Source organism: Salinigranum halophilum (genome assembly GCF_007004735.1).
In the GTDB taxonomy this organism is placed as follows: domain Archaea; phylum Halobacteriota; class Halobacteria; order Halobacteriales; family Haloferacaceae; genus Salinigranum; species Salinigranum halophilum.
In genome coordinates, this window is the sequence record NZ_ML660182.1 from 639532 (window position 1) to 664682 (window position 25151).

Annotated in this window: 27 protein-coding genes; 9 read left to right on the top strand and 18 right to left on the bottom strand. The window is 68.4% G+C overall.

Going from position 1 to position 25151, the window contains the following annotated elements:
* Positions 1–57 precede the first annotated feature (57 nt).
* Positions 58–2907 carry a DEAD/DEAH box helicase gene (locus tag E6N53_RS03325; RefSeq protein WP_142856867.1) on the bottom strand — a complete coding sequence of 950 codons (2850 nt, stop codon included), beginning with the start codon at positions 2905–2907 and terminating at the stop codon, positions 58–60.
* 106 nt (positions 2908–3013) lie between these two features.
* Here E6N53_RS03325 and E6N53_RS03330 point away from each other — a divergent pair, with 106 nt between their 5' ends.
* Positions 3014–3289 carry a hypothetical protein gene (locus tag E6N53_RS03330; protein WP_136589020.1) on the top strand — a complete coding sequence of 92 codons (276 nt, stop codon included), beginning with the start codon at positions 3014–3016 and terminating at the stop codon, positions 3287–3289.
* A 1-nt stretch (position 3290) separates the two neighbouring features.
* On the opposite strand, the gene E6N53_RS03335 is transcribed toward E6N53_RS03330, so the two are convergent.
* The 4 genes from E6N53_RS03335 to E6N53_RS03350 are packed head-to-tail and all read right to left on the bottom strand — an operon-like array spanning position 3291 to position 7843.
* Complete coding sequence (locus E6N53_RS03335; protein WP_142856869.1) at positions 3291–4082, bottom strand: metallophosphoesterase; 792 nt, start codon at positions 4080–4082, stop codon at positions 3291–3293.
* Positions 4083–5969 (bottom strand): hypothetical protein, encoded by a 1887-nt coding sequence (locus E6N53_RS03340; RefSeq protein WP_142856871.1) that lies wholly within the window; start codon positions 5967–5969, stop codon positions 4083–4085.
* The gene (locus tag E6N53_RS03345) at positions 5966–7267 is read right to left on the bottom strand and encodes a Single-stranded DNA binding protein (protein ID WP_142856873.1); all 1302 of its coding nucleotides are present in this window, start codon (positions 7265–7267) and stop codon (positions 5966–5968) included. The genes E6N53_RS03340 and E6N53_RS03345 overlap by 4 nt, the downstream gene beginning before the upstream one ends.
* Before the next feature lie 57 nt (positions 7268–7324).
* Positions 7325–7843: an Ig-like domain-containing protein gene (locus E6N53_RS03350; RefSeq protein WP_142856875.1), complete on the bottom strand. Its 519-nt coding sequence runs from the start codon at positions 7841–7843 to the stop codon at positions 7325–7327.
* Positions 7844–7982: 139 nt separating this feature from the next.
* On the opposite strand from E6N53_RS03350, the gene E6N53_RS03355 reads away from it, so the two are divergent.
* Positions 7983–8366: a DUF7510 family protein gene (locus E6N53_RS03355; RefSeq protein WP_142856877.1), complete on the top strand. Its 384-nt coding sequence runs from the start codon at positions 7983–7985 to the stop codon at positions 8364–8366.
* 110 nt (positions 8367–8476) lie between these two features.
* Here the strand turns inward: E6N53_RS03355 and E6N53_RS03360 are convergent, their stop codons facing one another.
* Complete coding sequence (locus E6N53_RS03360; RefSeq protein ID WP_136602432.1) at positions 8477–9520, bottom strand: glycosyltransferase family 4 protein; 1044 nt, start codon at positions 9518–9520, stop codon at positions 8477–8479.
* Between the two features lie 468 nt (positions 9521–9988).
* On the opposite strand from E6N53_RS03360, the gene E6N53_RS03365 reads away from it, so the two are divergent.
* Both E6N53_RS03365 and trxA read left to right on the top strand, forming a co-directional pair.
* Positions 9989–10666 (top strand): 2,5-diamino-6-(ribosylamino)-4(3H)-pyrimidinone 5'-phosphate reductase, encoded by a 678-nt coding sequence (locus E6N53_RS03365; RefSeq protein WP_142856879.1) that lies wholly within the window; start codon positions 9989–9991, stop codon positions 10664–10666.
* 92 nt (positions 10667–10758) lie between these two features.
* Entirely contained in the window at positions 10759–11091 is a 333-nt protein-coding gene (gene trxA, locus E6N53_RS03370) for a thioredoxin (RefSeq protein ID WP_142856881.1), read from the top strand.
* Positions 11092–11135: 44 nt separating this feature from the next.
* On the opposite strand, the gene E6N53_RS20910 is transcribed toward trxA, so the two are convergent.
* On the bottom strand, positions 11136–11285 hold the full coding sequence (locus E6N53_RS20910; RefSeq protein ID WP_201740108.1) for a hypothetical protein: 150 nt from the start codon (positions 11283–11285) through the stop codon (positions 11136–11138).
* A gap of 92 nt (positions 11286–11377) precedes the next feature.
* Positions 11378–11680 carry a NifU family protein gene (locus tag E6N53_RS03375; protein WP_136589029.1) on the bottom strand — a complete coding sequence of 101 codons (303 nt, stop codon included), beginning with the start codon at positions 11678–11680 and terminating at the stop codon, positions 11378–11380.
* A 100-nt stretch (positions 11681–11780) separates the two neighbouring features.
* On the opposite strand from E6N53_RS03375, the gene E6N53_RS03380 reads away from it, so the two are divergent.
* On the top strand, positions 11781–12506 hold the full coding sequence (locus E6N53_RS03380; protein ID WP_142856883.1) for a ribosome assembly factor SBDS: 726 nt from the start codon (positions 11781–11783) through the stop codon (positions 12504–12506).
* 16 nt (positions 12507–12522) lie between these two features.
* Here the strand turns inward: E6N53_RS03380 and E6N53_RS03385 are convergent, their stop codons facing one another.
* Positions 12523–12840, bottom strand: coding sequence for an FUN14 domain-containing protein (locus E6N53_RS03385; RefSeq protein ID WP_142856885.1), 318 nt, complete (start codon positions 12838–12840; stop codon positions 12523–12525).
* A 221-nt stretch (positions 12841–13061) separates the two neighbouring features.
* Between E6N53_RS03385 and hflX the strand changes: the two genes are divergently transcribed.
* Complete coding sequence (gene hflX / locus E6N53_RS03390; RefSeq protein ID WP_142856887.1) at positions 13062–14363, top strand: GTPase HflX; 1302 nt, start codon at positions 13062–13064, stop codon at positions 14361–14363.
* Between the two features lie 121 nt (positions 14364–14484).
* On the opposite strand, the gene moaC is transcribed toward hflX, so the two are convergent.
* Both moaC and E6N53_RS03400 read right to left on the bottom strand, forming a co-directional pair.
* On the bottom strand, positions 14485–15018 hold the full coding sequence (moaC, locus tag E6N53_RS03395) for a cyclic pyranopterin monophosphate synthase MoaC (RefSeq protein ID WP_142856889.1): 534 nt from the start codon (positions 15016–15018) through the stop codon (positions 14485–14487).
* Positions 15011–16465, bottom strand: a complete 1455-nt coding sequence (locus E6N53_RS03400) for an NAD(P)H-hydrate dehydratase (RefSeq protein ID WP_142856891.1) — start codon at positions 16463–16465, stop codon at positions 15011–15013. Before E6N53_RS03400 ends, moaC begins: the two co-directional genes overlap by 8 nt.
* A 126-nt stretch (positions 16466–16591) precedes the next feature.
* Between E6N53_RS03400 and E6N53_RS03405 the strand changes: the two genes are divergently transcribed.
* Positions 16592–17752: an MFS transporter gene (locus E6N53_RS03405; RefSeq protein WP_142856894.1), complete on the top strand. Its 1161-nt coding sequence runs from the start codon at positions 16592–16594 to the stop codon at positions 17750–17752.
* A 152-nt stretch (positions 17753–17904) separates the two neighbouring features.
* Here E6N53_RS03405 and E6N53_RS03410 read toward each other — a convergent pair whose 3' ends face one another.
* Positions 17905–18168 carry a hypothetical protein gene (locus E6N53_RS03410; RefSeq protein ID WP_394343903.1) on the bottom strand — a complete coding sequence of 88 codons (264 nt, stop codon included), beginning with the start codon at positions 18166–18168 and terminating at the stop codon, positions 17905–17907.
* A 195-nt stretch (positions 18169–18363) separates the two neighbouring features.
* Between E6N53_RS03410 and E6N53_RS03415 the strand changes: the two genes are divergently transcribed.
* Positions 18364–20679 (top strand): ATP-dependent DNA helicase, encoded by a 2316-nt coding sequence (locus tag E6N53_RS03415; RefSeq protein ID WP_142857256.1) that lies wholly within the window; start codon positions 18364–18366, stop codon positions 20677–20679.
* A 3-nt stretch (positions 20680–20682) separates the two neighbouring features.
* Here the strand turns inward: E6N53_RS03415 and E6N53_RS03420 are convergent, their stop codons facing one another.
* Entirely contained in the window at positions 20683–20877 is a 195-nt protein-coding gene (locus E6N53_RS03420) for a DUF7576 family protein (protein WP_136589037.1), read from the bottom strand.
* A 168-nt stretch (positions 20878–21045) separates the two neighbouring features.
* On the opposite strand from E6N53_RS03420, the gene E6N53_RS03425 reads away from it, so the two are divergent.
* Positions 21046–21258 carry a DUF7511 domain-containing protein gene (locus tag E6N53_RS03425; protein ID WP_201741075.1) on the top strand — a complete coding sequence of 71 codons (213 nt, stop codon included), beginning with the start codon at positions 21046–21048 and terminating at the stop codon, positions 21256–21258.
* Here E6N53_RS03425 and E6N53_RS21595 read toward each other — a convergent pair.
* The 5 genes from E6N53_RS21595 to E6N53_RS03450 all read right to left on the bottom strand — a co-directional run bounded on the left by E6N53_RS21595 (position 21186) and on the right by E6N53_RS03450 (position 24940).
* Positions 21186–21422 carry a DUF1059 domain-containing protein gene (locus E6N53_RS21595; protein ID WP_161569859.1) on the bottom strand — a complete coding sequence of 79 codons (237 nt, stop codon included), beginning with the start codon at positions 21420–21422 and terminating at the stop codon, positions 21186–21188. The genes E6N53_RS03425 and E6N53_RS21595 overlap by 73 nt on opposite strands.
* Before the next feature lie 141 nt (positions 21423–21563).
* Entirely contained in the window at positions 21564–23288 is a 1725-nt protein-coding gene (locus E6N53_RS03435; RefSeq protein WP_142856896.1) for a helix-hairpin-helix domain-containing protein, read from the bottom strand.
* A gap of 49 nt (positions 23289–23337) precedes the next feature.
* On the bottom strand, positions 23338–23586 hold the full coding sequence (locus E6N53_RS03440; RefSeq protein ID WP_161596505.1) for a UPF0058 family protein: 249 nt from the start codon (positions 23584–23586) through the stop codon (positions 23338–23340).
* A gap of 70 nt (positions 23587–23656) precedes the next feature.
* Positions 23657–24055, bottom strand: coding sequence for a helix-turn-helix domain-containing protein (locus E6N53_RS03445; protein ID WP_136589042.1), 399 nt, complete (start codon positions 24053–24055; stop codon positions 23657–23659).
* Positions 24056–24130: 75 nt separating this feature from the next.
* Complete coding sequence (locus E6N53_RS03450; RefSeq protein WP_142856901.1) at positions 24131–24940, bottom strand: N-acyl homoserine lactonase family protein; 810 nt, start codon at positions 24938–24940, stop codon at positions 24131–24133.
* Between the last annotated feature and the right edge of the window lie 211 nt (positions 24941–25151).

Here is a 25151-nt window from a genome sequence, read left to right on the forward strand (position 1 = left end):
GATGTCATATCACTATCTGTTGCGTGCACGGAGAGACCCGTCGCGCGGCCGACCGTCTCAGTCCCAGAACGACTGCGTCCGCGCGTACTGACGCTCCTGTTCGAGGATGTCCCGGTAGAAGTCGTCCTCGTCCTCCCGCAGTTTGGAGATGATGCGCGCCGCGTTGTGCGGGCCGACGCCGCGGGCCGCCATCGCGACGACGGCCTGCTTGCCGTGTGCCTGCACGAGACTCGCCGAGCGGTACGCACGCTCTGTCAACCGCTCCTGTTCGTCGTCCTTGTCCGGCGCGCGGACGGCCTTCACCGCCTCCTCGTCCCACGGGTTCAGCGCAGCGATTCGCGTCGCCCCGCACTCGGGACACTCGGGTCGGTCGCGCACCCGTCGCACCTTGGTCTTGCGCCGCCACTCCTGACAGTGCAGACAGAAGAGGATGACCCGGTCGTTCTGGATTCGCTCGCGCACCGCGTCGATGACGCTCGCGTCGGCGTTCTCGGGCACGAGGAGTTCTCTCCCGGAGGACTGTCCGCCCGTCCCGAGCGGCGTACGCTCGCGAGCGACCGCGATTTCGATGTCGCCCTCGTCGACCCGGCCGAGTACCGCTGTCGTCGCGTCGACGGCGAGGTCACGGTGGAACACCTCCCGGACCGCCTCGTCGAACACGGGGGTGTCCGAGAGCGCCGCGAGGAGTCGGTCGCCGCCGAAGCGTCCCCGACCCTGGTAGCGCTTCAGGGTCCCGAACTTCGCGGCGACCTGCGCCAGCGTGAACTTGAGCGTGTCCGAGTTCTTCAGCGCGAGTTCACAGATAGCCTCGACGTGGTCTGGGTCGGTCTCTTCGAGGGTGGAGACGAACGCCGAGGCGCGCGTCTTCGCCGGCACCTCGAACTCGATGCGGTAGGGGTCGACCTCCATCCCGACCGAGGAGCCGGTTCGCTGGCCGACGAGCGCCGCGAGCATCCGCCCCAGGGTCTCGTTCACCTGGTGGCCGTTGGTCGAGTTCACCACGACCTGTCGAGCACTGGCTTCGACGACGAGCCGGTCGTCCGTCGGCAGGGGGTGGTCGGCCTCGACGTGGCGGGAGACGGGGGCGAGCGCCTGCTTCACCGTCTCCACGTCGGCGGGGTAGCGGGCACACAGGTCCCGCGCGACCGAGTCGAGGTCCGCGCCGCGCTCCAACTGCGTCCCCGCGACGCCCCGGAGTTCGCCGACCTCCTGCGCGACGGCCTGTGGCACCGGAATCTCCTGGCCGACCCACGAGGGAATCTCTCCCGTCGGGTCCTGGATGGGGCTGACGTTCACCCGACTCTCGTCGTCGTCGATGTCGTCGATACGCCACATCTCGCCGCGCTGGATGAACGACGCCCCGGGCTCGGCGAAGTTGACGACGAACCGCTCGTCGAGGGTGCCGACCTGTTTTCGCGAGGATAGGTCGTACACCTCGTAGGTCTCCTCGTCGGGGATCATCGAGAGGTTGGCGTAGAAGTACTGCCACGTGCCTCCCGACTTCTCCAGTCGGTCCGCGTCCTCGTCGAGCCACACGAGCCGGTTCTTCGACAGCTCTCGCACGACTGCTTTGAACTGTTCCTCGCTCAGGTCGCGGAAGGGGTACGCCCGGGTGACGAGTTCGTACGCGTCCGGGGCGCGGACCTCGCCGACGTCCATCAACAGGCCGACGAGCTGGTTGGCGACGACGTCGAGGCTCCCGTGGTGGATGGCCGCAGGTTCGACCTCCCCTTCCCGACCGCGCCGGGCGATGACGAGCGCCTCCAGCGCGTCGTCCGGATGCCCGACGACGACTGTTCCCTCCGAGACGAGGTCCTGACGGTGTCCGGCGCGGCCGACCCGTTGCAGGAGGCGTGCCACCTCCCGTGGACTGCCGTACTGGACCACGTGGTCGACGCGTCCCACGTCGATGCCGAGTTCCATCGACGACGTACAGACGAGGCCGTCTATCTCGCCGGCCTTGAACCGGTCTTCGACCTCGACGCGCGCCTCCCGCGAGAGCGACCCGTGGTGGACCCCGATGGGCTCGTCGAGCTTGGTGAAGAGCGCCCCGAGCGCCTCCGCGGTCTGTCGGGTGTTGACGAATATTAGGGTCGACTCGTGCTCGCGCACGAGGTCACGGATGAAGCGGACGTGCGTCGCCATCTCCTCGTCGCACGCCAGTTCCCCGGCGAGGAGGCGGTCCTCGTCTCGTTTTTCGGGCCAGTGGACGTCGAACGCGACGCGGTTACCGACGTCGACTTCGACGACGGTGAAGTCGCGGTCGCCCGTGAGGAACTTCCCCACCTCCTCGGGCGAGCCGACCGTCGCGGAGAGGCCGATGCGCTGGAACCGCCCCGAGAGCAGTCCGAGTCGCTCCAGTCCGACCGAGAGCTGTGCGCCCCGCTTCGACGAGGCGAGTTCGTGGACCTCGTCGACGACCACGTGCGAGACGTCCGAGAGTGCCCGTCGGAGTTTCTCCCCCGTCAGCATCGCCTGCAGCGTCTCAGGCGTCGTCACCAGCACGTCCGGCGGGTCGTTCGCCTGCTTCGTCCGCTGGTACCGCGTGGTGTCGCCGTGGCGGACGTCGACCGCCACCCCCAGCTTCTCGCCCCACCACTCCAGCCGGTCGCGCATGTCGCGGTTCAGGGCTCTCAGGGGCGTGATGTACAGTGCCGAGATGCCCTCGCGTTCCTCCTCACTCATCGCACAGATGTCCGAGAACACCGGCAGCATCGCCGTCTCGGTCTTCCCCGTGCCGGTGGGCGCGATGACGAGGGCGTTCCGTCCCGAAGCCAGTGGGGGAATCGCCCGCCGCTGTGGCTCCGTCGGCGTCGTGAACCCCCGCTCGGAGAGTGCGCTCCGCACCTGCGCGTGGAGGTGGGTGAACGCGTCGAGTCCCTCGCTCTCGGCCGGGGGACTGGTCATGGCTCGGCTAGCGACGCGAGTGGATTAAGCGACTCGCTTTCGCCACTCACGCCCCCGACACGGGCGCAGACGGTGGGCTCTTGACCCTCCCTGTCGAGTGCGACGTATGGACGTCGAGGTCGACTACCCGCGACTGTACTGGCTCTCGTTCGCCGTCGCCGGACTTGTCACGCTCCTCCGGGCCGTCGTCATGGGACTCTCGCAGGTGACGCTCCAGACGCTCGTCCTGCTCGTCGTCGGGATGGTCGTCCTCGGGACGGCCGTACGCGGACTGAAAGACCCCGCCGCGTCCGGGGCACCGACGGAGCCGACGCCGCTGCTCGTCGTCGCCGTGCTCGCCGCGACGGTCTACTCGCTGTTCACGCTGGCGACGATCCTCTAGGTCACACCCGACGGTAGTGTCCCAGCCGCGTCCCGTCGAGCAGGTACAGTTCGCCGTCGGGGAGCGCCTCGGGGAGGAACGGCGAGAGGAAGTCCTGCCCGTCGACGTTGACCCACGTGCCGCCCGAGCGGTCGTTGAACGCCGGGACGACGACGAGTTCGGTCGCTCCGTGTCCCGCCCCCGTGTCGGCGTCGACATCGACGTCGACGTGGCCCGTGAACGCGGTGGGGTCGAGACGACCACGAAGCCAGGCCCGCTCGACTCTGCTCCCGCCGACCTCGTCCGCCAGTTTCACCGTGGGGTGTTCGTGGGCCGTGCAGACCACGTCCGCGCGCAGGACGTCGCTCGCCGGCCAGGTGTGGCCGTGGACGAACCCGACCGGGCCGAGCCGAACGCCGCCCGAGCCGACGACTTCCAGGTCGACCCCCCGCCTCGCGACCGTGTCGGCGACGCCGCCGTCGTGGTTGCCGGGGACGAGCGTCATCGGAACCCGGTCGGTCACCCGGTCGACGACCGTCACGAGTTCGTCGACTTCGTCACCGTCGGGTGGGCCGATGCGGTGGACGAGGTCACCCAGCACGAGGAGTCTGTCGGGCCGCGTCCGGTCGAGCAGTCGCTCCAGTCGGGCCAGGCGGACGTCCGCCGCGCTCTCCAGTTCGACGCCGCGCTCGTAGCGCAGGCCGACCTCGATGCCGGCGTGGTAGTCGGCGACGACGAGGACGCGCTCCCCGTCGGTTCGCGCGACCGCTGCCGGTTCGCCGGGAACCGGTTCGACGCGCGCCCGCCGAGACATTCAGATGGCCTTCAGCGAGTCTTCGGTCGGCTCGTAACACTGCCCGCTCATCAGCGCGCTCTGGATGGCGTCCTCGACTGCCTCGGGGTCCGCCCCGTACTCGTCGACCACGTGCGCCACGACGGCCTCCCGGGAGGCCCCGTCGCCGTCGTCGAGGGCGTCCATCGCCTCGACGGCGACGGCCTCGAGGTCGACATCGGCACCCGCCTCGTCGTCGCCGGCGTCGACTGCTTCCGTCTCGTCCGCGGCGGCGTCCGTCTCGCCGGCCACGGTCGCAGGGTCGGGTTCGCTCGCCTCTGGCGCGGCGGCGTCCGTCGCCGCCTCGCTCGGTGATGCTGCTTCGCTCGGGGCGCTCTCGTCGCGTTCGGCCTCCAGTTCGTCGACGGAGGGGACGTCGATGTCCGCTTCGCCCGCCGGGGCGACCTCGCTCCCCGTCGCGAACTCGGTGCCGAACTCCGCTTCGATCTGTGCGCGTTCCTCCGCGTCGAGTTCGTACATCCCGTCGTCGCCCGCCTCGCCAGCGTCACCACCGTCGTCGGTCCCGTCGGTGCCGGACTCTGATTCGACCGTCAGGTCGTCTGTAGCGTCGGTGTCTCCCGTCTGTGTCTCGGCCGTCTCCGTCGGGGGAGCCGTCGCTCCTGCGTCGAAGTCACCGAGTTCGTCCGTGGAGGGACCGGTCTCGTCGGTGCCGCCCGCATCGAAATCGCCGAGTTCGTCGTCGGTCGACGCCCCCGATTCGGTCGGTGCCGTCGGCTCGGACGACGCAGCAGCCTCGCTCGACACTGTCGACGTCGGAGCGTCCGTCTCCGACGTGGCGGTCTCGGCTTCGGGGTCGCTCGACGGCTCCTCGCTGGCACTCGTCTCTGTGGTCGAGGCCGGCGACGCGGTCGACGTCGTCTCCGGTTCACGGGTGTCGGTCGTGTCGGCCGCGTCGACAGTCGGTTCGGCCGTCTCGGGAGCGGCCGCTGTCGCAGACGGCTCCTCGTCGAACTCGGGGATCGACTCGGCCTCCTCTGCGGCGTCCGGCGCGGCTGCGGTCTGCTCGTCGGTCGCGTCGACCTGGGCCGGCTCCGCGGTGTCTGTGTCCGACGCCGCGGCCTCCGGACTCGCGGGTGCTGCCGCGTCGTCCTCGTCGGACACAGCGAGGTCGAGGTCGGCAGCCAGGTCGCCGAGGTCGACGTCCGCACCGGTGTCACCGGGTTCGACTCCGAGTGCGCGGACGCTGTCGCGGTCGTCCGCCACGACTTCGAGGGCGTCGAGCGCGAGTCGACGGAGTGCGGCGAGGTAGCCCGGCGTGGTCCCGTAGTGGTCGATGGCGAGCGGAACGCCCTTCGCGAGCGCCTCGTCGACGCCCGCACCGAGGAGCGCCTCGCTGAGGTCGCCCCCGCGCAGGCCCGACCGAAGCGCGGCAGCCATGACGCCGACCCGGTCGAGCGTCGCCTCGGCGGTCGAGACGGTCCACCGGTCGCGCGTGTCGGCGTCGACGCGGCTCATCGACTCCGGGCGGACGGAGGTGAAGACGCGGTCGGAGTCGTCCGGCTGAAACGTCCGGGCTTTCCCCGAGAGCGCGACGAACGCCGGTGGCGACGCCCGGTCGAGGAACGCCATCTCGTCGGGCTGGTACTGTCCGGCGTAGCTGACGAACGCGCCCGTCGGGTCGACGATTCGCCCCCGAAGGACGTCGTCGTTGACCGGTTCGACCTCGGTCAGGACGCCGACGGCGAACAGCCGGTTGACCCGCGCCCCGGTCGGCGTCACGACGTAGTTCGGCGCGCGCTCCTCGTCGGATTCGGAGTACGAGAAGGAGGCGTCGTCGAACTCGGCGGCGAACAGTCGGTAGGCGATCTCGCGGCTCGGCCGGCTCTCGTCGGCCTCGTTCGCGCTCATGCGGACACCTCCTCGGGGTCGTCGTCGACCGCATCCAGCACGTCGCGCGCCCGCGTCGCCGGGTCGTCGGCGGACTCGGCGAACTCGTCGGCGTCGAGGTTGGCACCGTAGTCGTCCACCGAGAGGTTCCCGCGGACCCGGTACTCCCTGCCGACGAGGCGGTCGCGGATGCGGTCGGCGACGACTTCCTTGTCCATCGCCTCGCGGGCCTGTTCGCGCGCCTCGGCCATCGTCCCACCGTACACCTCCTCGGTGAGGTCACGGTCGAGCACGACGGTGACGGTGCCGCTCCCGTCGTCGAGGATGGCCTTCACCCGCATGTCGTCCTCGCCGTCGACGTCGCCGTGCGTGCGACACTGGCCGTTCTGGACGACCCGGCCACACTCGGGACAGCGCTCGATGAGACCCGAGCCGTCGCGCACTTCGAGGAGGTTGCCGACGACCTCGACGTCGAACATCCCGCCGGAGGTGACGGCCTCACGAACCGATAGCTGTGGGGCCGAATCGCGAACCGAGACCGGCTCCGAGAGCGGCGTCACGGTCGTGAACTCGGAGAGGTTCACCGAGGGGACGCCCCGGAACTCGCGGACGTAGACGCCCTCGATTCGGACGCTCGCCCCCTCGGAGAGCCCCTCGCGCGGCTCCCAGTCGGTGAAGGGCAGGCGTCCCGACGCGTCGCCGAGGACGCCCGAGAGGATGTCTGTCTCGCCGTTGCGGCCGTTGATCGTCTTCGACTCGACCTCGACGACGCGCACCTCGACGGTCCGGCCGCGGTCGCCGGGTTCGAGGTCGGCGAGGGCGGCCTCGCCGCCGATGTCGTCGTCGTAGGGGGTCTCGACGGTCTCGTTCGCCATCGCCACCGTCGTCGAACTCCCCAGGTTGAGTTCGGGCTTGCCGTCCCACTCGCGGACGCCCGCGTTGCCGACGGTGACGGAGTCCCCGGGCTCGAAGCCGAAGTCCTCCCACGAGGTGTACGATATCGTCCCGGTCGCGTCCGCGAGTTCTCCCTCGCGGATGACCTGTTCGTCGCCCTGATACTGAATCGAGCGCGTCCCGACAGTGAGCACGCGGGCGGTGACCGTCACGTTCCCGTCCTCGGTCGTGATCGACCCGACCTCTTTCGTCGACGGGGCCGACGGAGAACTCCCGGTGTCGCCGCCGTGTTTCCGCCGGACGCTCTGTTTCGCTTCCTCGATGGGGACGCTGTACTGGAGCAGGTTCTGCAGGTCCGCTTTGACCTCCGCTTTGTCGACGCCGAGGGCGGAGGCGAGCTCCTCGGCATGGTCGTCGATGTTCATCGGGAAGAGGTATGGGCGGGCTGGCTTAAAAGCGTTCGACGCGTTCGGCGTGAGCGGTCAACAGGTCGGCGGCGGGTCGACCGTCTGCCGCATCGTTCGAATCGTCACCGCGTCGGTGTCCTCGACGTACACCTGGAGGTACTCGACACTCTCGCAGTTCGTCACCTGCCACTCCCGTTCGGCCCGCTCTCGGCCGTCGACGGTCGCGACGACCGAGTACACACCCTGCGTCTCGATGGGGTTGTCGACGTCCGCCGCGGCACCGGGACCGAGGTCACGCCGCTCGTCGACGAGCACCTCCCCGTCGCGACTGACGGTGATACCGACCCGGTGTCGCTCGTCGCCGTCGTTCCACAGGACGAACCAGCCGAGGTGCGGGGCGGGCGCCGGGCCCTGTGCCGACGGCGTCTCCCCGTGGGTCGTCGTCGCTGTCGGACTGTGCGGACTCCGACGCTGCGTCTCGCGTCGGCCGTCCGTCGTCGTCGCTGTCGCCGACGCTCCCGGGACGTTGCGGCTGCATCCTGCTACGACAGCGAGCACGCCGGCACACAGCGCGAGGTTGTCGCGTCGTCGCATGTGGGTCAAAAGACAACTGAGAGACAAGTCACTGTCGCCGTGTGCCGACCCGAGTGCGCTCCACACCGGTCGTCCGTATGGCGCTGCGGCTCGCTTTCCGGACCCGATAGTTAAGTACTGGGCCCACGCACCGAACGCTATGACAGACGAAGACGTCGAGTTCACGGTGGAGATCGTCGACGGCGAGACGCTGATCGAGATGACGGGCGACCGTGACACGGCCGTCGTCGTCTACTCCGACTCGGGCGAGCGTATCTACCTCCCGCCGGAGGACTTCGAGCGCCCGCCGGAGACGAGCGACAGTCCGTACCGGTCCGCACGCAGCGACAGTCCGTATCAGGCCGCACGCAACGACAGCCCGTATCAGTCCGCGCGCAACGACAGCCCCTACCAGTCTGCCCGCGACGACAGCCCGTATCAGTCCGCGCGTCAGCAGTTCCCCGAGGAGGGCATGCGGTCGACCCGAGACGGCTACGCCATCCGCCACCCCGAGGCCGTCACGGACGTTCGGGTTCTGCGGTAACACCGGCATCTTCTCCGGCCTCCTCGCTCACGACTCCGCGTCGGTCACACGAACGGCGTCGTTCTGGTCGCCTGTCGTCGGTGCGGTCCGCCACCGGTTCGACGACCGTCTCAGGCGATGCGCTCGTAGAAGTCGAGGTGTTCGTCGACGACAGTGTCCCAGGTCCGCGGCTCGTACTCGAGCGGCCCGTCGAGCGACAGGCCGTGCTCGATCGCGTCGGCGAGCGAGCCCGAGTCGACCTCGGCGGGGACGACGCAGGACTCGGGGATGACCTCCGCGGCCCCGCACTCGGTGGCGACGACACGCGTCCCCACTGAGAGCGCCTCGGTGATGGTGATGCCGAACGGCTCCGACAGCGACGGGGAGACGAACAGGTCAGCCGAGGCGTAGTAGTCGCCGAGGTACTGCTCTTCGACGAAGCCCGCCCACTCGATCTGGTCTTCGACGCCGAGGAGTTCGGCGAACTTCTTCAACTGGTCGGTGAGGTGGCCGCTCCCGCCCATCACGAGCGTGACGTCGTCCCGGCGGAGCTTGTCCATCGCGTAGATGAGGTGTGAGAGCCCCTTCTGGTCGGTGTGTCGTCCCACGTAGAAGAGCATCTTCCCGTCGATGCCCAGCTCGTCTTTGATGTCGCGACCCGTCGGCTCGACGGTCGAGAAGCCGTTGTGGATGACCTCCGACTCGCCGCCGTACTCGGCTTGTACCTTGCGGGCGGTGATGTGGCTCACGGCGATGAGTTCGTCACAGCGCTCGACGACGCGCCGTTCGGTCTCGACCTCGCGCTGCGGCGGGTCGATGTTTCGGTCCGACGAGAGTGAGTGGAACGTCGTCACCCACGTCGCGTCGGTGTTGTTCATCGCACGCGACCCCGGCCCGTAGCCGAACCAGTCGTGGGTGTGGATGATGTCTTTCCCCTCGGCGCGGTTGGCGAACTCGGCGGAGAGGCGGCCGATGCGGGTGATGATGTCGCCGTCGCCCGTCGGGACGCCGATGATGTTGTCACGTCCCTCGGGCGCGTACTCCCCGGGCAGGACGAGTTCGATGTCTACGCCTCGGTCGAGGAAGCGCTCGAACATCTCGCCGACGAACGTGTCGAGGCCGCCGGTCACGTTTGGCGGGTACCCCCAGCCGAGCCAGAGTACTTTGAGCGACATGATTGCCACAACCTTCCGGGAGCCAGTATATAATTCATGGCGGTGGGTACGGCCGTGAGTAGTGGCCCGGCTGAGAGACGGGAAAGAGCGACCGAAGCGTTCGAAACGCTCCGCCACTGGTTTCGTTCCTCGTGCTGGGCTGGCAGGTGGACGAGGTGTCTCGCCGACCGAGTGAGTGGTCTCTTTCGAAGCTACGGTCGTCACTCGGCTGCGGACCCGAACCGCACGGGGACCGACTCGGCGCCAGGGTGGTGAGACCGCGAGCCTCCCCAGCCGATTCGCTCCCTCCCGGCGGTCGCCCATCCCTCGCGCGTGCGTCGCGCGGACAGAGCCGCACGACGTCACGCACCACCGCACCGGGCCGACCCGTGATAGCCGGGACGGGACGGGGCCGTGGGTCGTCGCGTCCCGTGTCGACCGACGGCCGTTCGACGAAAAGTAGTTCACGCCCCCCCGACACTCGACGGTATGGACGTCGTCGTCAACGCCGCGATGAGCGTCGACGGGAAGCTCTCCACCCGACGGCGCGAACAGCTGAAGATCAGCGGTGAGGCAGACTTCGACCGTGTCGACCGCCTCCGCGCCGCCGCCGACGCGGTCATGGTCGGCGTCGGGACCGTACTCGCGGACGACCCACACCTCACGCTGGACGACGACGACCGACGCGTGCACCGGCTTCGGAACGGTCGCCCCGGAAACCCCGCCCGAGTCGTGGCCGACTCGCGTGGTCGAACGCCGCTCGATGCGCGCATCCTCGACGACGCAGCCGGGACGCACCTCCTCGTGACCGACGCCGCCAGCGAGTCACGGCGGGAGGCGCTCGCCGGCGTGGGCGACCACGTGCGCGTGCACCGCGTCGACGAAGACGAGTCGGGACATGTCGACCTCGGTGTCGGTCTCGCGGCCCTCGAATCGGCGGGCATCGACCGGCTCATGGTCGAAGGCGGCGGCGAACTCATCTCGTCGCTCTTCGGTGCCTCGCTAGTCGACGAACTCTCGGTCTACGTCGGGTCACTCGTGGTGGGCGGACGGGACGCGCCGACGCTCGTCGACGGCGAGGGGTTCGTCGACGCGTTCCCACGCCTCGACCTCCGGGACGTCGAACGGCTCGACGACGGTGTGGTGCTGCGGTACGACGTGGTGTGAGAGAAGGCGACACCCGAACCCGACGCTCGCGGCTGTGCGGTCGCACGACACGCCGTCTCAACTGTTAAGAAGGTCGCGCCGCAACTGGGGATATGAGTACTGCACAGCCCAGCGAGCCGATCCACGTGAAGAGCAAAGCACACCTCGACGAACTCGTCGCTGAACACGACGTCGTCCTCGCGGACTTCTACGCCGACTGGTGCGGCCCGTGCAAGATGCTCGAACCGACCGTCGCGGAGATCGCGGCCGAGACCGAGGTGGCCGTGGTGAAGGTAGACATCGACGAACTGCAGGACCTCGCCCGCGACGCCGGGGTGCGGAGCGTCCCGACGCTCCAGTTCTACGCCCACGGGGAGGAGGCGAAGCGGCTCATCGGCGTGCAGGACAAAGACGCCCTGCTCGACGTCATCGCGGAACTCGCGTAAGTTGATTCTGCGGTCGGCCCCGCTCGTCACGTGTTAGTGACGACTCACTGAATCCGTGCGTAGCGTGTCTGGTGGTCCGCCTCGGTGGCGTGTGCCTGAGAGAGCCGACGGGCCTCCGCGTTCGTCTGCGTGAGCGATTCGAACGCACAGTCGTGGCAGACGACGTGGTAGGTCTGTCGTTCCTGAGAGAGCATGTCTCCACGCAGACACGCCAACCTGTTAAGTACGCGGAGCGTTCGCGAGCTAAACCACCGGATTCAGCGGCTTAACCGGCCACTAAAGGGGTTCAGAACGGGACGTCGGAGAGGTCCGGCCGCTCCGTGTCGTCGAACCCGTACCCGGTCGAAGCGTGGACCTCGCTGAGTTCGTCGAACTCCATCACCATCCGCGACTTGAGCGCCTGGATGGTCATCGGCGAGATTCCGCAGCCGGAGCACGCGCCGGCGAGCGTAATCCACACCTCGCCGGTGTCCTCGTCGAGCGCGTCGATACCGGCCGTGCCACCGTGCATCGCGATCTGTGGGAAGTTCCGGTTCATGAACCGCTCGAGCCGTCGTTCGAGCGGCTCCGCGTCAGCGGTGGAGTCCATGCCGCATTACGGGGGTGCAGAGGATATAGCGCTTACTCGTCCCGCCGCTCGCACGCCGTGGCAGCGAGGGCTTTTAAATTCGGAGGTGGTACGCCTCGCTATGATATCACTCGACGAAGCGGTCACAGCTCGCCTCGAATCCCACGGCGCGCGGTTCGAGGTCCTCATCGACCCCGACGCCGCCCTCGCCATCAAGCGCGGGGAGTTCGACGGCGACCTCGAGGAGGTCATCGCCGCCGAGGACGTCTTCGAGGACGCCTCACGCGGTGACCGCCCGGCGGAGGCGGACCTGAAGAAGGTGTTCGAGACGACAGACCCGATGAGCATCATCCCCGAAGTCGTCAAACGCGGGGAGATCCAGATCACGGCCGACCAGCGCCGAGAGATGCAAGAGCAGAAGCGTCGCCAGCTCATCGACCGCATCGCGCGCAACGCGGTCAACCCTCAGATGGACGACGCGCCGCACCCGCCGGACCGCATCGAACGCGCCCTCGAAGAGGCCGGCTTCCGCGTCGACCCGATGGAGCCCATCGAGACCCAGGTCGACGACGCCCTGGAGGCGCTCCGGCCGGTGATTCCCATCCGATTCTCGGAGGTCACCATCGCCGTCCAGGTCCCCGCGGACAGGGCGGGGAGCGCACAGGCGCGCATCCGGCAGTTCGGCGACCTCGAACGCGAGGAGTGGCAGAGCGACGGGTCGTGGGTCGGCGTCCTCACGTTCCCCGCCGGGATGCAGAACGACTTCTACGACCTCGTGAACGACGTCACGAGCGGCGAGGCCGAGACACGCATCGTCAAGGACAAAGACGACCTGAACGTCCGCTGAGACGCCGCACGGACGGCTATCCCTTCTTGAAGCCGACGAGGAAGCCACCGGTGAAGCCCGCCGACACCGACAGCGTCGACAGGATGGTCATCGCCCAGTCCGGCGGTGTCCCCGACGTCGCGGCCTCCCCCGTACTGAGCATCCCCGCGGTCAGCCGTTCCCAGTCCACGGTGATAATCTGCCGCGACTCGAGGAACTTGAACAGAGCGAGTTCGAGACCGATGATGATGGCGATGACCTTCGCGACCTTCTTGGCCGCGAAGCCGATGATGCCGCCGACGAGCGCCCCGCTCCCCAGTTCGAGCCCGAGTTGCTGGAGGTTGATGTCGACCATAGCGCCACATCGCGCGGGTCGGCATAAGTCGTTTGTGGAGACCTGTCTGTAGGCGTATATTTCTTCCACCCTCTCTCTGACACGAGGTAACATACAATACCGCCGAGCATCAACACGCGGGCATGGAGGTGTGACCGACCCATCACGTTCGCCCGCCCGCTTAAGCCGTTCGACGGCCAATCCCCGATAACAGTGCTGGAACACACCGTGGAGGCTGTGCGATGAGCCGGGACGCCATCGTCGCCAAACGCGTGGATACGGGGACAGCCGACCTCACCGAGATCTGCGACCTCGCGCGCGCGGCTGGCTACGACGTCGTCGGCGAACTCACGCAGTCACGCGAGGAGGACGCCGCGTACATGTTCGGCGAGGGGAAGGTCGACGAACTCGCCGCGCTCGTCGTCGAGACGGGTGCCGACGTGGTCGTCGTCGACAACCGAGTCGGACCGTATCAGCTGTACAACATCGGCTCGAAGCTCCCGGACGAGGTCGAGGTCGTCGACCGGTTCACGCTCATCCTCGACATCTTCGGGCAGCGTGCCCACACCAAGAAGGCGCAGTTGCAGGTCGAACTCGCCGAACTCCGGTACGAACTCCCCCGGGCGGAGGCGAAAGCCTCGCTCGCAAAGCGCGACGAGCGGCCCGGGTTCATGGGGCTCGGCGAGTACGACGAGAGCCGAGAGCAGGACATCAAGGCCCAGATCGCCCGCATCAAACGCGAACTGGACGCCATCGCGGAGAAAGAAGAGACCCGACGCGAGGAGCGCCGCGAGTCCGGCTTCGACCTCGTCGCACTCGCGGGCTACACCAACGCGGGGAAGTCGACGCTGATGCGGCAACTCGCCGCGGACCTCTCGGTCGACGAGAACGAGGACCTCCACCCGGACCTCGACCCCACCGCGGAGTCGGAAGACAGGCTGTTCACCACCCTCGGAACCACCACTCGTCGAGCCGACACGGGGACGAGGGACGTCCTCTTGACCGACACGGTCGGGTTCATATCGAACCTCCCCCACTGGCTCGTCGAGTCGTTCAAGTCGACGCTCGATTCCGTGTATCGAGCCGACCTCGTCCTGCTCGTCGTCGACGCCTCCGAGTCGACTGAGGAGATGCGCGAGAAGCTCGTCACCTGTCACGACACGCTGTACGAGCGCAACGAGGCCCCCATCGTCACCGTGTTGAACAAGGTCGACAAGGTCGACGAGAGCGAGTTAGAAGAGAAGAAGCGCGCCCTCTCGGCGCTCGCGCCAAACCCCGTCGTCGTCTCGGGATTGACCGGCGAGAACATCGGCGAACTGACGGCGAGAATCGAGGCCGAACTCCCCGACTGGCAGCACGAGCGCCTCCTCCTCCCGATGACCGACGACACGATGAGCCTCGTCTCGTGGGTCCACGACCACGGCCACGTCGAGCGCGAGGAGTACGACGGCGACTCCGTCACGCTGGAGTTCGAGGCGCGCCCCGCCGTCGTCGAGAAGGCGCGGGCGAAAGCCGGCGACCTCGCCGCAGTCGAGTCGGCCTGACCCGTTCTCGCGCCCTCGGTCGCTCACTGTGAGAGTCGGGCGTCGCCGCTCGCTGGCAGCACCCGGCCCGGTCACCAGGTCGAGGTGCGGCGTGTTCTCCCTCACGCTCCCGCTCGACCACTCACTCGTCGCGTTCTCGTTTCTCCTTCTGGACCACGTGGACGTCCGTGATGTGCGTGTCGGGGTACTGTCCTGCCTCGTTCTTCTCTGCGGCCTTCACCATATCCCAGACGACGTTCAGTCCCGTCGTCACGCCCTCCAGCGCCTCCATCTCACAGCCGGTCTTCCCGGTGGTCTCGACGGCGACGGTGAGCACGATTCGGTCCGTCTCCACCCGGAAGTCGGTGTCGACGTTCGTGATCGGGATCTGATGGCACATCGGGATGGTCTCCCAGGTGTGTTTCACCGCCTGGACCGCCCCCACGCGAGCCGTCGCGAGGACGTCGCCCTTCCCGATGTCGTCGGCGCGGACGGCGTCGAGAGTCGACGGCTGGAGGTGGATCGTCCCCCGTGCGACCGCACGTCTGTCCGAGTCGGGCTTCGAGCCGACGTCGACCATCTGGACGTTACCCTCCTCGTCGGTGTGCGTGAGTTCCTCGCCCGTGTCGGTCGCCCGGGGGTCCTCACCGGTCGGGGCGTCGTCCGGGTCACTCATCTCGCCCACCCCACATCGCCGCAGGGACCGCAGCGAGGAGGTCCGTCGCGACCAGGCCGAACCCGTTGTCCTCGACGACCCGGTCGCCGGCCAGCCCGTTCACGTAAGCGGCGATGGCCGCCGCGTCGAGCGGGCCCTGCGTACAGCAGAGCGCCCCCGTGACGCCCGCCAGGACGTCACCGGTCCCCCCGACGGTCATCCCTGGGTTGCCCGTTCGGTTGACCCTGGTCTCGGAGCCGTCGCTGACGACGTCGTACGCGCCCTTCACCAGCAGCGTGTGACCGAGTTCGCCGGCGAACGATTCCACGAGCGCGCGCCGTTCGCGCCAGTCCTCCGAAGTCGAACCACCCATCTCCCGTAACTCGCCCTGGTGGGGGGTACAGACGAGCGTCGCCGCCGTGTCCACGTCGGGAACGACCTGCAACGCGTCGGCGTCGACGACGGCCCGGCCGTCGTATCTCGCGAGAAAATCCCCGACCGCATCGAGCGTCCGCTCGTCGGAGCCGAGGCCCGGCCCGAAGACGACGACGTCGTGTTCGGCTGCCCGCCGGAGCAGTCCGTCGACGTGGTCCGGCTCGAGCACCTGTCCCTCGAAGGGGACGAGGATGAAGTTCTCGCTGTACGCCTGAATCTCGCGGGCGACTGCCTCGGGACAGGCCACGCGGACGAGGTCCGCGCCCGCGCGGAGCGCCGCGCCCGCGGCGAGGGCCGGCGCGCCGGTGTAGGGGCCGCCACCGACGACCAGTACCTCGCCGTGGTCCCCCTTGTGCGACTGGGGGTCGCGAGAGAGTGCGAGCAGGTCACCCGGCCCGGTGAACGTCTCGGCGGCGGCGGGGATACCGATGTCCGCGACGTGTACCTTGGCATCGAGGCTCGACAGCCCGGGCTTCTCGTCGTGGAACGTGACGACGTGGTCGGCGTCGACGGCGATTCCCGCTGCGTCACCGGTATCCGCATCGACGCCGGACGGAACGTCGACGGCGACGACCGTCGCGTCGGTCGCGTTTATCGCCTCGGCCGCGGCTGCCTCGGGTTCGCGCAACGCGCCGGTCACACCCGTCCCGAGCATGGCGTCGACGACCACGTCGGGGTCGTCGAGGTCGAGGGCTCGGGAGTCGCTCACCGTCTCGACGTCGTACTCGGCCTCGACGAGCGCCTCGTAGTTCTCGCGGGCGATGTCGGTCGAGATGGTCTCGGGGCGACCGAGGAGGTGGGTCCGGGTGTCGAACCCGTCGAGGAAACGCACGGCCACGAACGCGTCGCCGCCGTTGTTCCCGCGGCCAGCGACGACGGCGACCTCGGTTGCGTCGTCGGCATCTGCGCCGCCGGCGACCTCGCGGACGACGCGGGCGACCGCGTTCCCACTCGACTCCATCAACTGCTTCCGCGGGACGCCGAGGGCGGCCGCGTTCGCGTCGACGGCAGCCATCCGTCTTGCGGTTATCATGCGTCGCGCTTCGGTCGGGTCGTACCTAAATGGCGGTGTCACCGGCTCCACCCCGCCGGCGGCCGCCGTCCGTGAGGCAGCGAGACGGAACGCAACGCTTTACCGCGGACCGAAGGCACTCCCGCTGTGACCCGCCGCCTCTTCGGCTCGCTGCTCGGGCTGGTCTTTCTCGTCAACTTCGGGCGGACCGCCTTCGCTCCCCTCCTCCCGGAGCTCCAGGCGTCGTTCGGCGTCGGCCCGGCCGCCGTCGGCCTCGTCGCCTCCCTGGTCTGGCTCGGGACGGGTGCCGTGCGGTTCCCCGTCGGGTACCTCCTGACGCGGACGCCTCGACGGGGCGTCGTCGTCCTCGCCGGACTCCTGCTCGGAGTCGCGGCTGGCTTCACCGCGGCGTCCCCGTCTATCGGTGCGCTCCAGCTCGGCTCGCTGCTCGTCGGGCTGGCGTCCGGCGCGTACTTCGCCGCCGCCGTCCCGCTCATCAGCGACCTCTTCCCGGAGGGCGTCGGGCGGGCCATCGGAATCCACGGCACCGCGGCGCAACTCGCCGCCGTCGTCGCGCCGACGGCCGTCGTCGTCGTGCTCGGGGTGGCCACCTGGCGCGCGGTGTTCTGGCTGCTCGCGACCGGCTGTATCCTCGTGACCGGCGTGCTCGTCGTCACCACCCGCGACGACGCCGTCTCCGGGGATAGCGCGGACCGCTCGTTCCGCGCCGCGCTCGCGAACTGGCGCGTCATGGGGGTCGGTATTTTGATGATCGCGACGGCCGGGTTCGTCTGGCAGGGACTGTTCAACTTCTACGTCGTCTACCTCACGACCGCCAGAGGGCTCGACGCCGGGACGGCGAGCACGCTCCTCACGCTGATCTTCGCGGCCGGCGTCCCCGCGTTCTGGCTCGGTGGTCGCCTCGCCGACCGCCTCCCGAGCGTCCCCTACATCGTCGGCCTGCTCGTGTGTTTCACCGCCGGCGTGTTCGCGCTCACCGTCACGCGGGGGCTGGTCGGCCTCGTCGCCGTCTCCCTGCTCGTCGGCTACGTCATCCACAGCCTCTTTCCGGCGCTCGACGTGTACGTCCTCGGCGCGCTCCCCGCGGACACCCGCGGAAGCACCTACGCCGTCTTCAGCGGGCTCTCGCTCCTCGTCGAGGCGACGGGGAGCGGCGTCGTCGGTCTCCTCGTGGAGGCCGGCTACCCGTTCGACGTCGTCTTCCGCGCCTTCGCCGCGGGGATGGTGGTCGTCGTGGCCGTGCTCGTCTCGCTCTGGCTCGCGGGGCGACTGCCCGAGCCGCAGTGACGGTCGATACGTGAGGGGCCCGACCCGTCACGCGAGGGAGCCGCCGCGCTCCTGTCGGGGCCGTTGTGGGTGCTCGTCGCCGGCGGCTTCGTCGTCTCCACGAACCCCTCGCCGCCGTGGCCCGCGGCGCGAGCCGTTGTACCTGCCGGGCCTCACAACACCCGGAGTCGGTAGCCGTCGGCGTCGGTCGCATCGGCGAGTCGGTCGGTCTCTGCCGCCGTGTCGAGCACCGCCGCGACGAAGGACTTCGGGACCTCGACACCGATGAAGTCGTTGTCGCCGGGCACGGTCAGCCGCGCCATCGTCTTCTGGGTCCCGTGGTCGTTGTAGATGCTGCCGACCTTCTCACCGTCGCGGAGGAAGTGTAGCGTGACGTCCGTCGCCGCCAGGGTGTCGAAGTTGACCTCGAACACCATGTGGTCGTCTTCGATCCGCGCGAGCAGTCGGCCGTCGTGTTCGACGATCTTCGTGTTCACGGGACCGCTAGCGACCGTGGCGGCATAGCGTCGGCGGTGACGGGGTCCCCGAGGTTCAAATACGAGACCGCCACAGCTCTCACCGTGACGACAGAGGGCGACACCGCTTTGTGTGCCGGGCAGCGAGAGGCGGGCGTGCAGTGGGAGGAGGTGTTCGGCCACGACTCGCCGTACCCCGAGCAGGTCGACGGCATCGAGACCGCCATCGAGGTGGGCCACCGAGGCGGGTTCACCGTCGTCGAGGGCGCTTGCGGGACGGGCAAGACGATGCTGGCGCTCACCGCCGGTATCGAACTCGTCCGTGACCCCGAGAGCACGTACGAGCGCGTCCTGGTGCTGACGAGCGTCAAACAGCAACTGCGCCAGTTCGAAGCCGACATCGAGACCATCAACGCGGGGCTCCCCGACGAGTGGCGGCCCGTTTCGGCGCTCACGCTCGTCGGCAAGGCGGACGTCTGTCCGTACGCCCGCGAGCGACGGGGACGGGTCGACACGTCGAACGTCTACGAGCGCTGTGAGGGGCTCCGCGAGCGGACCCGCAACCTCTCGGGCGAGAACGGTCCGACGACCGCCGGCGCACTCGCCAGCGAGGCGCGGCGGGCGCAGACCGGCCTCGCCGACTCGGGGGCGAGCGGCGTCAGCTATCTCGAGACCGCCGGTGATTCGACGCCCTACCTCCCCGAGATGCCCGAGTACGACGGGACGGAGTTTTGCCCGTTCTACGCGCAGTACCTCGACGACCTCCCCGATGAGGGCGAACCTGCCGAGGCCATCCCGTTCGCGTTCGAAGACCGCGGTCTCATCGACACCGAGACGCTCGTGGGACTGGCCGCCTCACACGGGAGCTGTCCACACTCGGTGATGGGCGCGCTCCTCCCCGAGGTGGAAGTCGTCATCGGCAACTACTACCACGCGTTCGACCCGACGACGGCGGCGACGTTCACGGGCGCGCTCGTGGACGAGTCGACGTTCGTCGTCTGCGACGAGGCGCACATGGTCGAACCGCGCGTGCGAGACCTGGTGAGCGACGGTGTCGCCGATGTGACGCTCAGAGACGCGGTGAACGAGCTGAACCGCATCGTCACGCCGCTGGAGTTCGACGACGCCGGCCACGAGACCGACGACGCGCGACTCGTTCGCGAGGAGTTCGCGGACGCCGACGTGACGCTCGAAGAGGTCACGGCGGTCCGAGACGCCATCGTCGCGCTCCGCGAGGAATTGAGCCGCCGGGTCGAGACGTACCTCGACCGCGAGCGCCCGGACTGGCGCGCCTCGCTCGCCGACCGTCCAGAGACGTACGACGACCACGAACTGCCCCTCCGAGACCCCACGTCGACCGAGGAGGACGAACTCACCCGGTGGGCGCGGGAGGCGGGCCATCTCGACGCGTGGACGCGCGCCGAGGCCGTCGGAGCAGTCGTCGCCCGCGTCCTGAACGAACTCGACGACGAGGACCAGACGCGCGCGGTGACCGCCGCTGGTCGGACACTCACGGCGTGGCGCGCGCTCGACCACGGCACCTTCTTCCGCGAAATCGAACTCGAGCGCACGTGGGACGAGACGGCGAGCGAGTGGCGCCGGGGGTACAACGCGCGGCTCGCGCTCCACAACTGTCTCCCCGGCGAGGCCATCGCCGACCGCCTCTCGGAGTTCGGTGGCGGCGTCCTGATGAGCGCGACGCTCGAACCGATGGACGTCTTCCGGCAGGTCACGGGCCTCGACGCGCTCGCAGACGGCGGTCGACCGGTCGTCGAGCGGACGTACGGGCTCGGGTTCCCCGAAGCGCACCGCGCGAGCTTCGCCGTCGACGCGCCCAAGTACACCTACGAGAACCGCGGCTCCGTGGGGACCGACTCGGAGACGCGAGCGGTGTACGTCGACGCCGTCTGCGAGGTGGCCCGCTCGCCCGGGAACGTCCTCGTCGGGATGCCCAGCTACGCCGAGGCGCGGTGGATGGCCGAACGACTCGACGAGACCGTCGAGAAGGCTGTCCTCGTCGACGAGGCGTCGGGTGACGACGCGACGGAGTCGCTGAAGAGCGAGTTCTTCGCCGGTTCCGGCAAGGTGCTCGTGACGAGTCTCCGCGGGACACTGACCGAGGGCGTCGACTACCGCGGCGACCGGCTCTCGGCGGCCGTCGTCTGCGGGGTCCCCATCGTCGACACGTCGAGCCCCCGCACGAAGGCTGTTCGAGCGGCGTACGACCGGGAGTTCGGCGACGGCTTTCGGACGGCGTTGCTCGTTCCCGCCGTGAGAAAAGCCCGGCAGGCGCTCGGCCGCGTCATCCGGGGCACCGACGAGCGAGGGGTCCGCGTCCTCGTCGACGAACGCTACGCCCGCGACTCGTGGGACAGCGTCCGCGGGTTCTTCCCCGAGACCGAACGCGAGGAGTTCCGGCCCGTCAGCGCCGACATGCTCTCGTTTGGCCTCGACCGGTTCTGGTCGGAGTGAGCGTCAGACCCGTTCGCTGTCGTCCCACGCTTCGCGACACGCCGGGCTACAGAAGTGTCGAACCTGCATCTGTCCGGCGTCGATCCACGTGACGACGTGGTGGTCCGGGTCGCGGATGAGCTTCGTCTCGCAGATCGCACAGGCCGGCGCGTTGCTCTCGTCGACGTCCTCGTCGAGGTCGGAGGTCGGGTCAACCATCTCACGGAGAGAGGCCCGTCCGGCTACTTCAATCTGCCACTTTCGTCGGAGGGCCGTGGTCGACCCGACAGGAGACAGTCACTGACCCGACCCACAGCGACCCCTGACGCCGGAAGATAAATATTTCTTTTCTAGTCTATATATCAGACTTAGCAGGGTTCATGCCCGGTGACAGCGAGTCGGCAGGCGATGGCCGTCCACTCCGACACGACGGATGCCGCGGAGACCCGCTCGTTCGACCTCCACAGCGTCGTCGTCAGCTACGAACATCGGACGGACCGCTGTACCATCTACCCGCGGGGGCGCGCTCACTCCGAGCGACTCGAGACGTGGCTCTCGGCGGACGTGGACGCGTTCGTCTCTCTGTGTGAGATGCGGTGACTCGGGCGGACCATCTCGCGCACGTCGAGCGGGTCGACCTGGAGACGATGTTCTTCCCACATGTGTGTCGTCATCTCCTCGACGACCGCCAGTTCGTCTCGGGACTCGACTTCGTACTCGCAGTCGGGCACACAGCCGACGGAGAGGAGGGGACCTGTATTCACAGTACCACTCAATAGCCGTACGTATTAAAGCCTTCGTGAATCTATAACACGAATGCGGTCCGTTTTTCGGAATAAACTGATGAAAATACAGTTAACACTCGTTTTACACCCGATACTGTTCGCTCTGACGGTAAACACTGGTCACTTCGACCATCGTGCATCCGAGAGCGTCTGTTGGACGGCTTCCTCGCCGACCGCCGCCGCGAGCGCCTCGAACCCCTGTCGTTCCGTACGGTCGCGGGCGTTCGCCACCAGCCGCGAGACGATGAACTCCGGCGTCGACGTACCGATCTGGCCGAACCGCGGCTGGTAATCCACCTCGAGTTCCAGGTCGGGTGTGAGCCCCTCCGCGAAGATGCCGTCGGTGCGTGCCTCGTCGGGGAGCGGCGAGAGGTCGTCGGCGAGGTGGGTGACGTACACGCCGAGCGCGTCGCGGTCGACGGTGAGCGACACGAGGCCGTTGAGGAGGTCCGCCGCGCGCCCGGGTTCGGTGATGGCCTCGAACTCGTCGACGAGCATCAGCGTCCGCCCCTCGCGCGACAGCGGCGGGACGATGGTCTTCAGCGTCGATTCGAGGACGCCCGCGTTGAACGAGGCGTGTCGCCGGTGGAAGACGACGGCGTCGAACCGGCCGACCGCTGCGCGTTCGGCCGGCACCGGGAGCCCCATCGACGCGAGGAGGGCGACCTGACAGAGCGTCTCCAGCAGCGTCGTCTTCCCCCCGCTGTTGGCACCGGTGAGGACGGCGACCCTGTCCGAAGACGGCGCGGTGAGCGAGTGGTCCCCGATGCCGTACGAGACCGGCTGTGGGTCCGACAGGCCGAGGTTCCGCGCCCGGTCGACCGCGAGGCCGTCCTTGACGAGCGTGGGTCTGGTGAGGTCGTTCGTGTCGGCGAACCGTCCCAGCGAGAGCGCGACGGCGATGTCGTCGACTGCCGACACCGCCCGTTCGACGTCGTCGCGGACCTCGTCGACGGCCGCCTCCAACTCGGTGCGGACCGTCGTCTCCCGCTCGTCGACCCGTGCGCGACGGTCGGCGACCAGCGCTCGAAGCGAACTCGAGACGAAGTCCGCGGCGTCGACGGCGTCGTCGGCAGTCGCGGCGGTCACCGTCCCTCGCGTCAGGTCGGTCTCCGCGGCGACGTACTCGACGAACGCGTGGCGGAATTCGGAGAGGTCGCGGACACCGCGCTCGCGGATGCTGTCGATGAGGTCGAACGCGCTCCCCTCAAGTTCCTCGGCGGCCGCCAACTGCGTCCGTAGTCGGTCGAGTTCGGCGTCTGCGCCCATCGCCACCTGCTCGTCCGCGTCGAGTGCCTCCAGCGCGTCGGCTGCGTCCGCGAGTCGGTCCTCGTCGATGTCCTCGAGCGCCGCGAACGTCTCACCGCCGAGTCCCGCCTCGCGGAGCGCGAGCGCCGCACGGACGGCGGCCGGTTTCGTCACCTCCGCGTCGTCGTACGCCTCGAACGCGTCGATGACACGGGTGCGGCCCCCCTCGTCGAGCGCACGCCACGCGTCACGAGCGGCGAGCACCTCGTCGAGCCGGGCCTCCTGTTCGGCCCGGTCGGTCAGCGGGGTGAGGACGCGGATTCGGTCGGCCGCGTGCGCCGTGACCGCGTGGGCAGCCGCCCGCGTGACCAGGTCGTCGTAGACCTTCCGGACGTCACGTGTCGCCAGCAGGTCCATCCCGGCCTCCCCCTGCGCCCGCCTGAGGATGCGTGTGGCCCGTCCACGGGTCACGCCAGCCCCGACGAGCCGTCGGACGTCCGCGGACTCGATGGCGTCGACGGCTTCCACCTCCCCGAGCGAGTCGCGGAGTCGTTCGGCCGTCTTCGGTCCGACGCCCCAGAATTCCTCGAGTCGCATACCCGTGGCTACGCTGGGCGGCCCTTAGTGGTTTGTCGAATCGCTCCGGTCAGCGGGTCGCGGCGTCTTCGACCGACTGGACCTCGAGCCGGGGGGTCCCCGAGAGTTCCGCGAGCGTCCGCGCGAGGACGAGCGTCGCGGCCTCGTGGTCGGCACGCGAGCGCCTGAGTGCCATCGGTGTCGTCCGGAGGGCGCGATACGCCGAGAAGTCGTCGCTGGTCGCGACGCCCCACCCGGCGTACTCCTCGGCCACCCGGACCAGGAGGGTGTGGAGGTGGACGAGTTCGTTCTTGTTCACAACGGGATAAATAGGGGCTCAGCGTTCCTAAGTGAACCGGTGAGATAGGTGGTACCGAGGCGCGTGAAACTCAGTCGGCCGTCGCCGGTTCCAGCTCGTCGTCGTACTTGTCGCGAAACTCCTGGATGAGCTGGCCCATCTTGGCGTACCAGTCGTTGAGCATCCGCTGCATGTCCTCGGTGACCTCCTCGGCGCTGACCGGCCGGTAGACGTGGTAGTACCCGCCCTGCTCGTAGTTGACCTGTTCCTTCTGGACGAGCCCTGCTTGCAGCAGCCGTTGGACGCTCCGGTACGCCGTCGAGCGTTCCCGTTCGACGCGCTCGGCGATCTCGTCGACGGTCAACCGCTCCTCCGCGTCGACGAGCGACTGGAAGACCTCTCGGTCGAGCTCTTTGAGCCCGTGGAAACACTCGAGGAGGCCCTCGCACTCCATATCTGCCCGCAGGTACTCGGCCATCGAACTCGGCATTGATGCTCAGATACGAGGCCTGCACCTAAAAGAATTTGTCCTCGGTGCGCACGACTGGCACCAGCCGGGCGGTCGTCACCGGTTCCAGCCGCCGTCGAACGATTCGAACCGTTCGAGGTCGTGACCGTACAGCACGTCGACCGGCCCGTCCGTCTGTCGGACCTCCTCTTTCAGGAGGTGGAGGCTGTCGAGCCAGTCACGCTCGCTCCAGAGGAGCCCCGGCCCCAGCGGGGCTTCCTCGGTGAAGTTGGCGTCGACGTAGCACTCGTCGCCGGCGACGAGCACGGTCTCGTCGGGGAGGTCGATGCGAGCCCCGAGGACGCCGGGCGTGTGGCCCGGAAGGTGGACGAGTTCGAAGTCCGTCGCCAGGGTGTGCCTGTCACGGTGGACGACCTCCCAGGCGAGGTCGTGGTCGAAGTCGGACGCGAGGTACGCCATCGAGCCCTCCGTCGTCTTCGCCGAGTAGTACGCGAACTTCAGCTCCTCCTCGTGGACGTAGATGGGCGTGTCCGTCCCCGCGAAGGCCGCGAGCCCGCCGGCGTGGTCGAGGTGGAGGTGACTCATCACGACGGCGTCGATGTCGTCGAGGCCGAACCCGGCCTCGTCGAGGTCCGACTCGAGGTCGTGGTCGGCGGCATCGACGTGCTGGAACGCAGCGTACAGCGGTTCGGGCCAGTAGCCGTCGCCCGCCTCGGGGTGAGAGCCAGTATCCCACAGCGCGGTGCAGTCGGGGTGGTCGACGACGGCGTTCCACACCACGAACTCCGCGATGTCGTGGTCGGGGTTCGGCTCCTGGGCGGTGCCCATCGTGTAGCCGTCGACGACGAACCCTCTGTCGGCGTGGACACGACCACGGTCGATGAGGTGGACAGATGCGTCTACCATAGCCAGAGGTAGGTCCGAGCGTGGATAAGTGTACAGCTCGATGTCAGGAGGAGCGCGTCACTCGTCCGTGAGACAGAGCAGAGGGAGAGACGACCATGGGGCGAACAGGCGACACCGGTGAGAGACACGGGGTAGTGTGCCGCACAACCGCTGGACGCCCCGTGACTGGTCTCAGGTCACGGGACCACTGGCCGCGTCATCGTACCTAAAC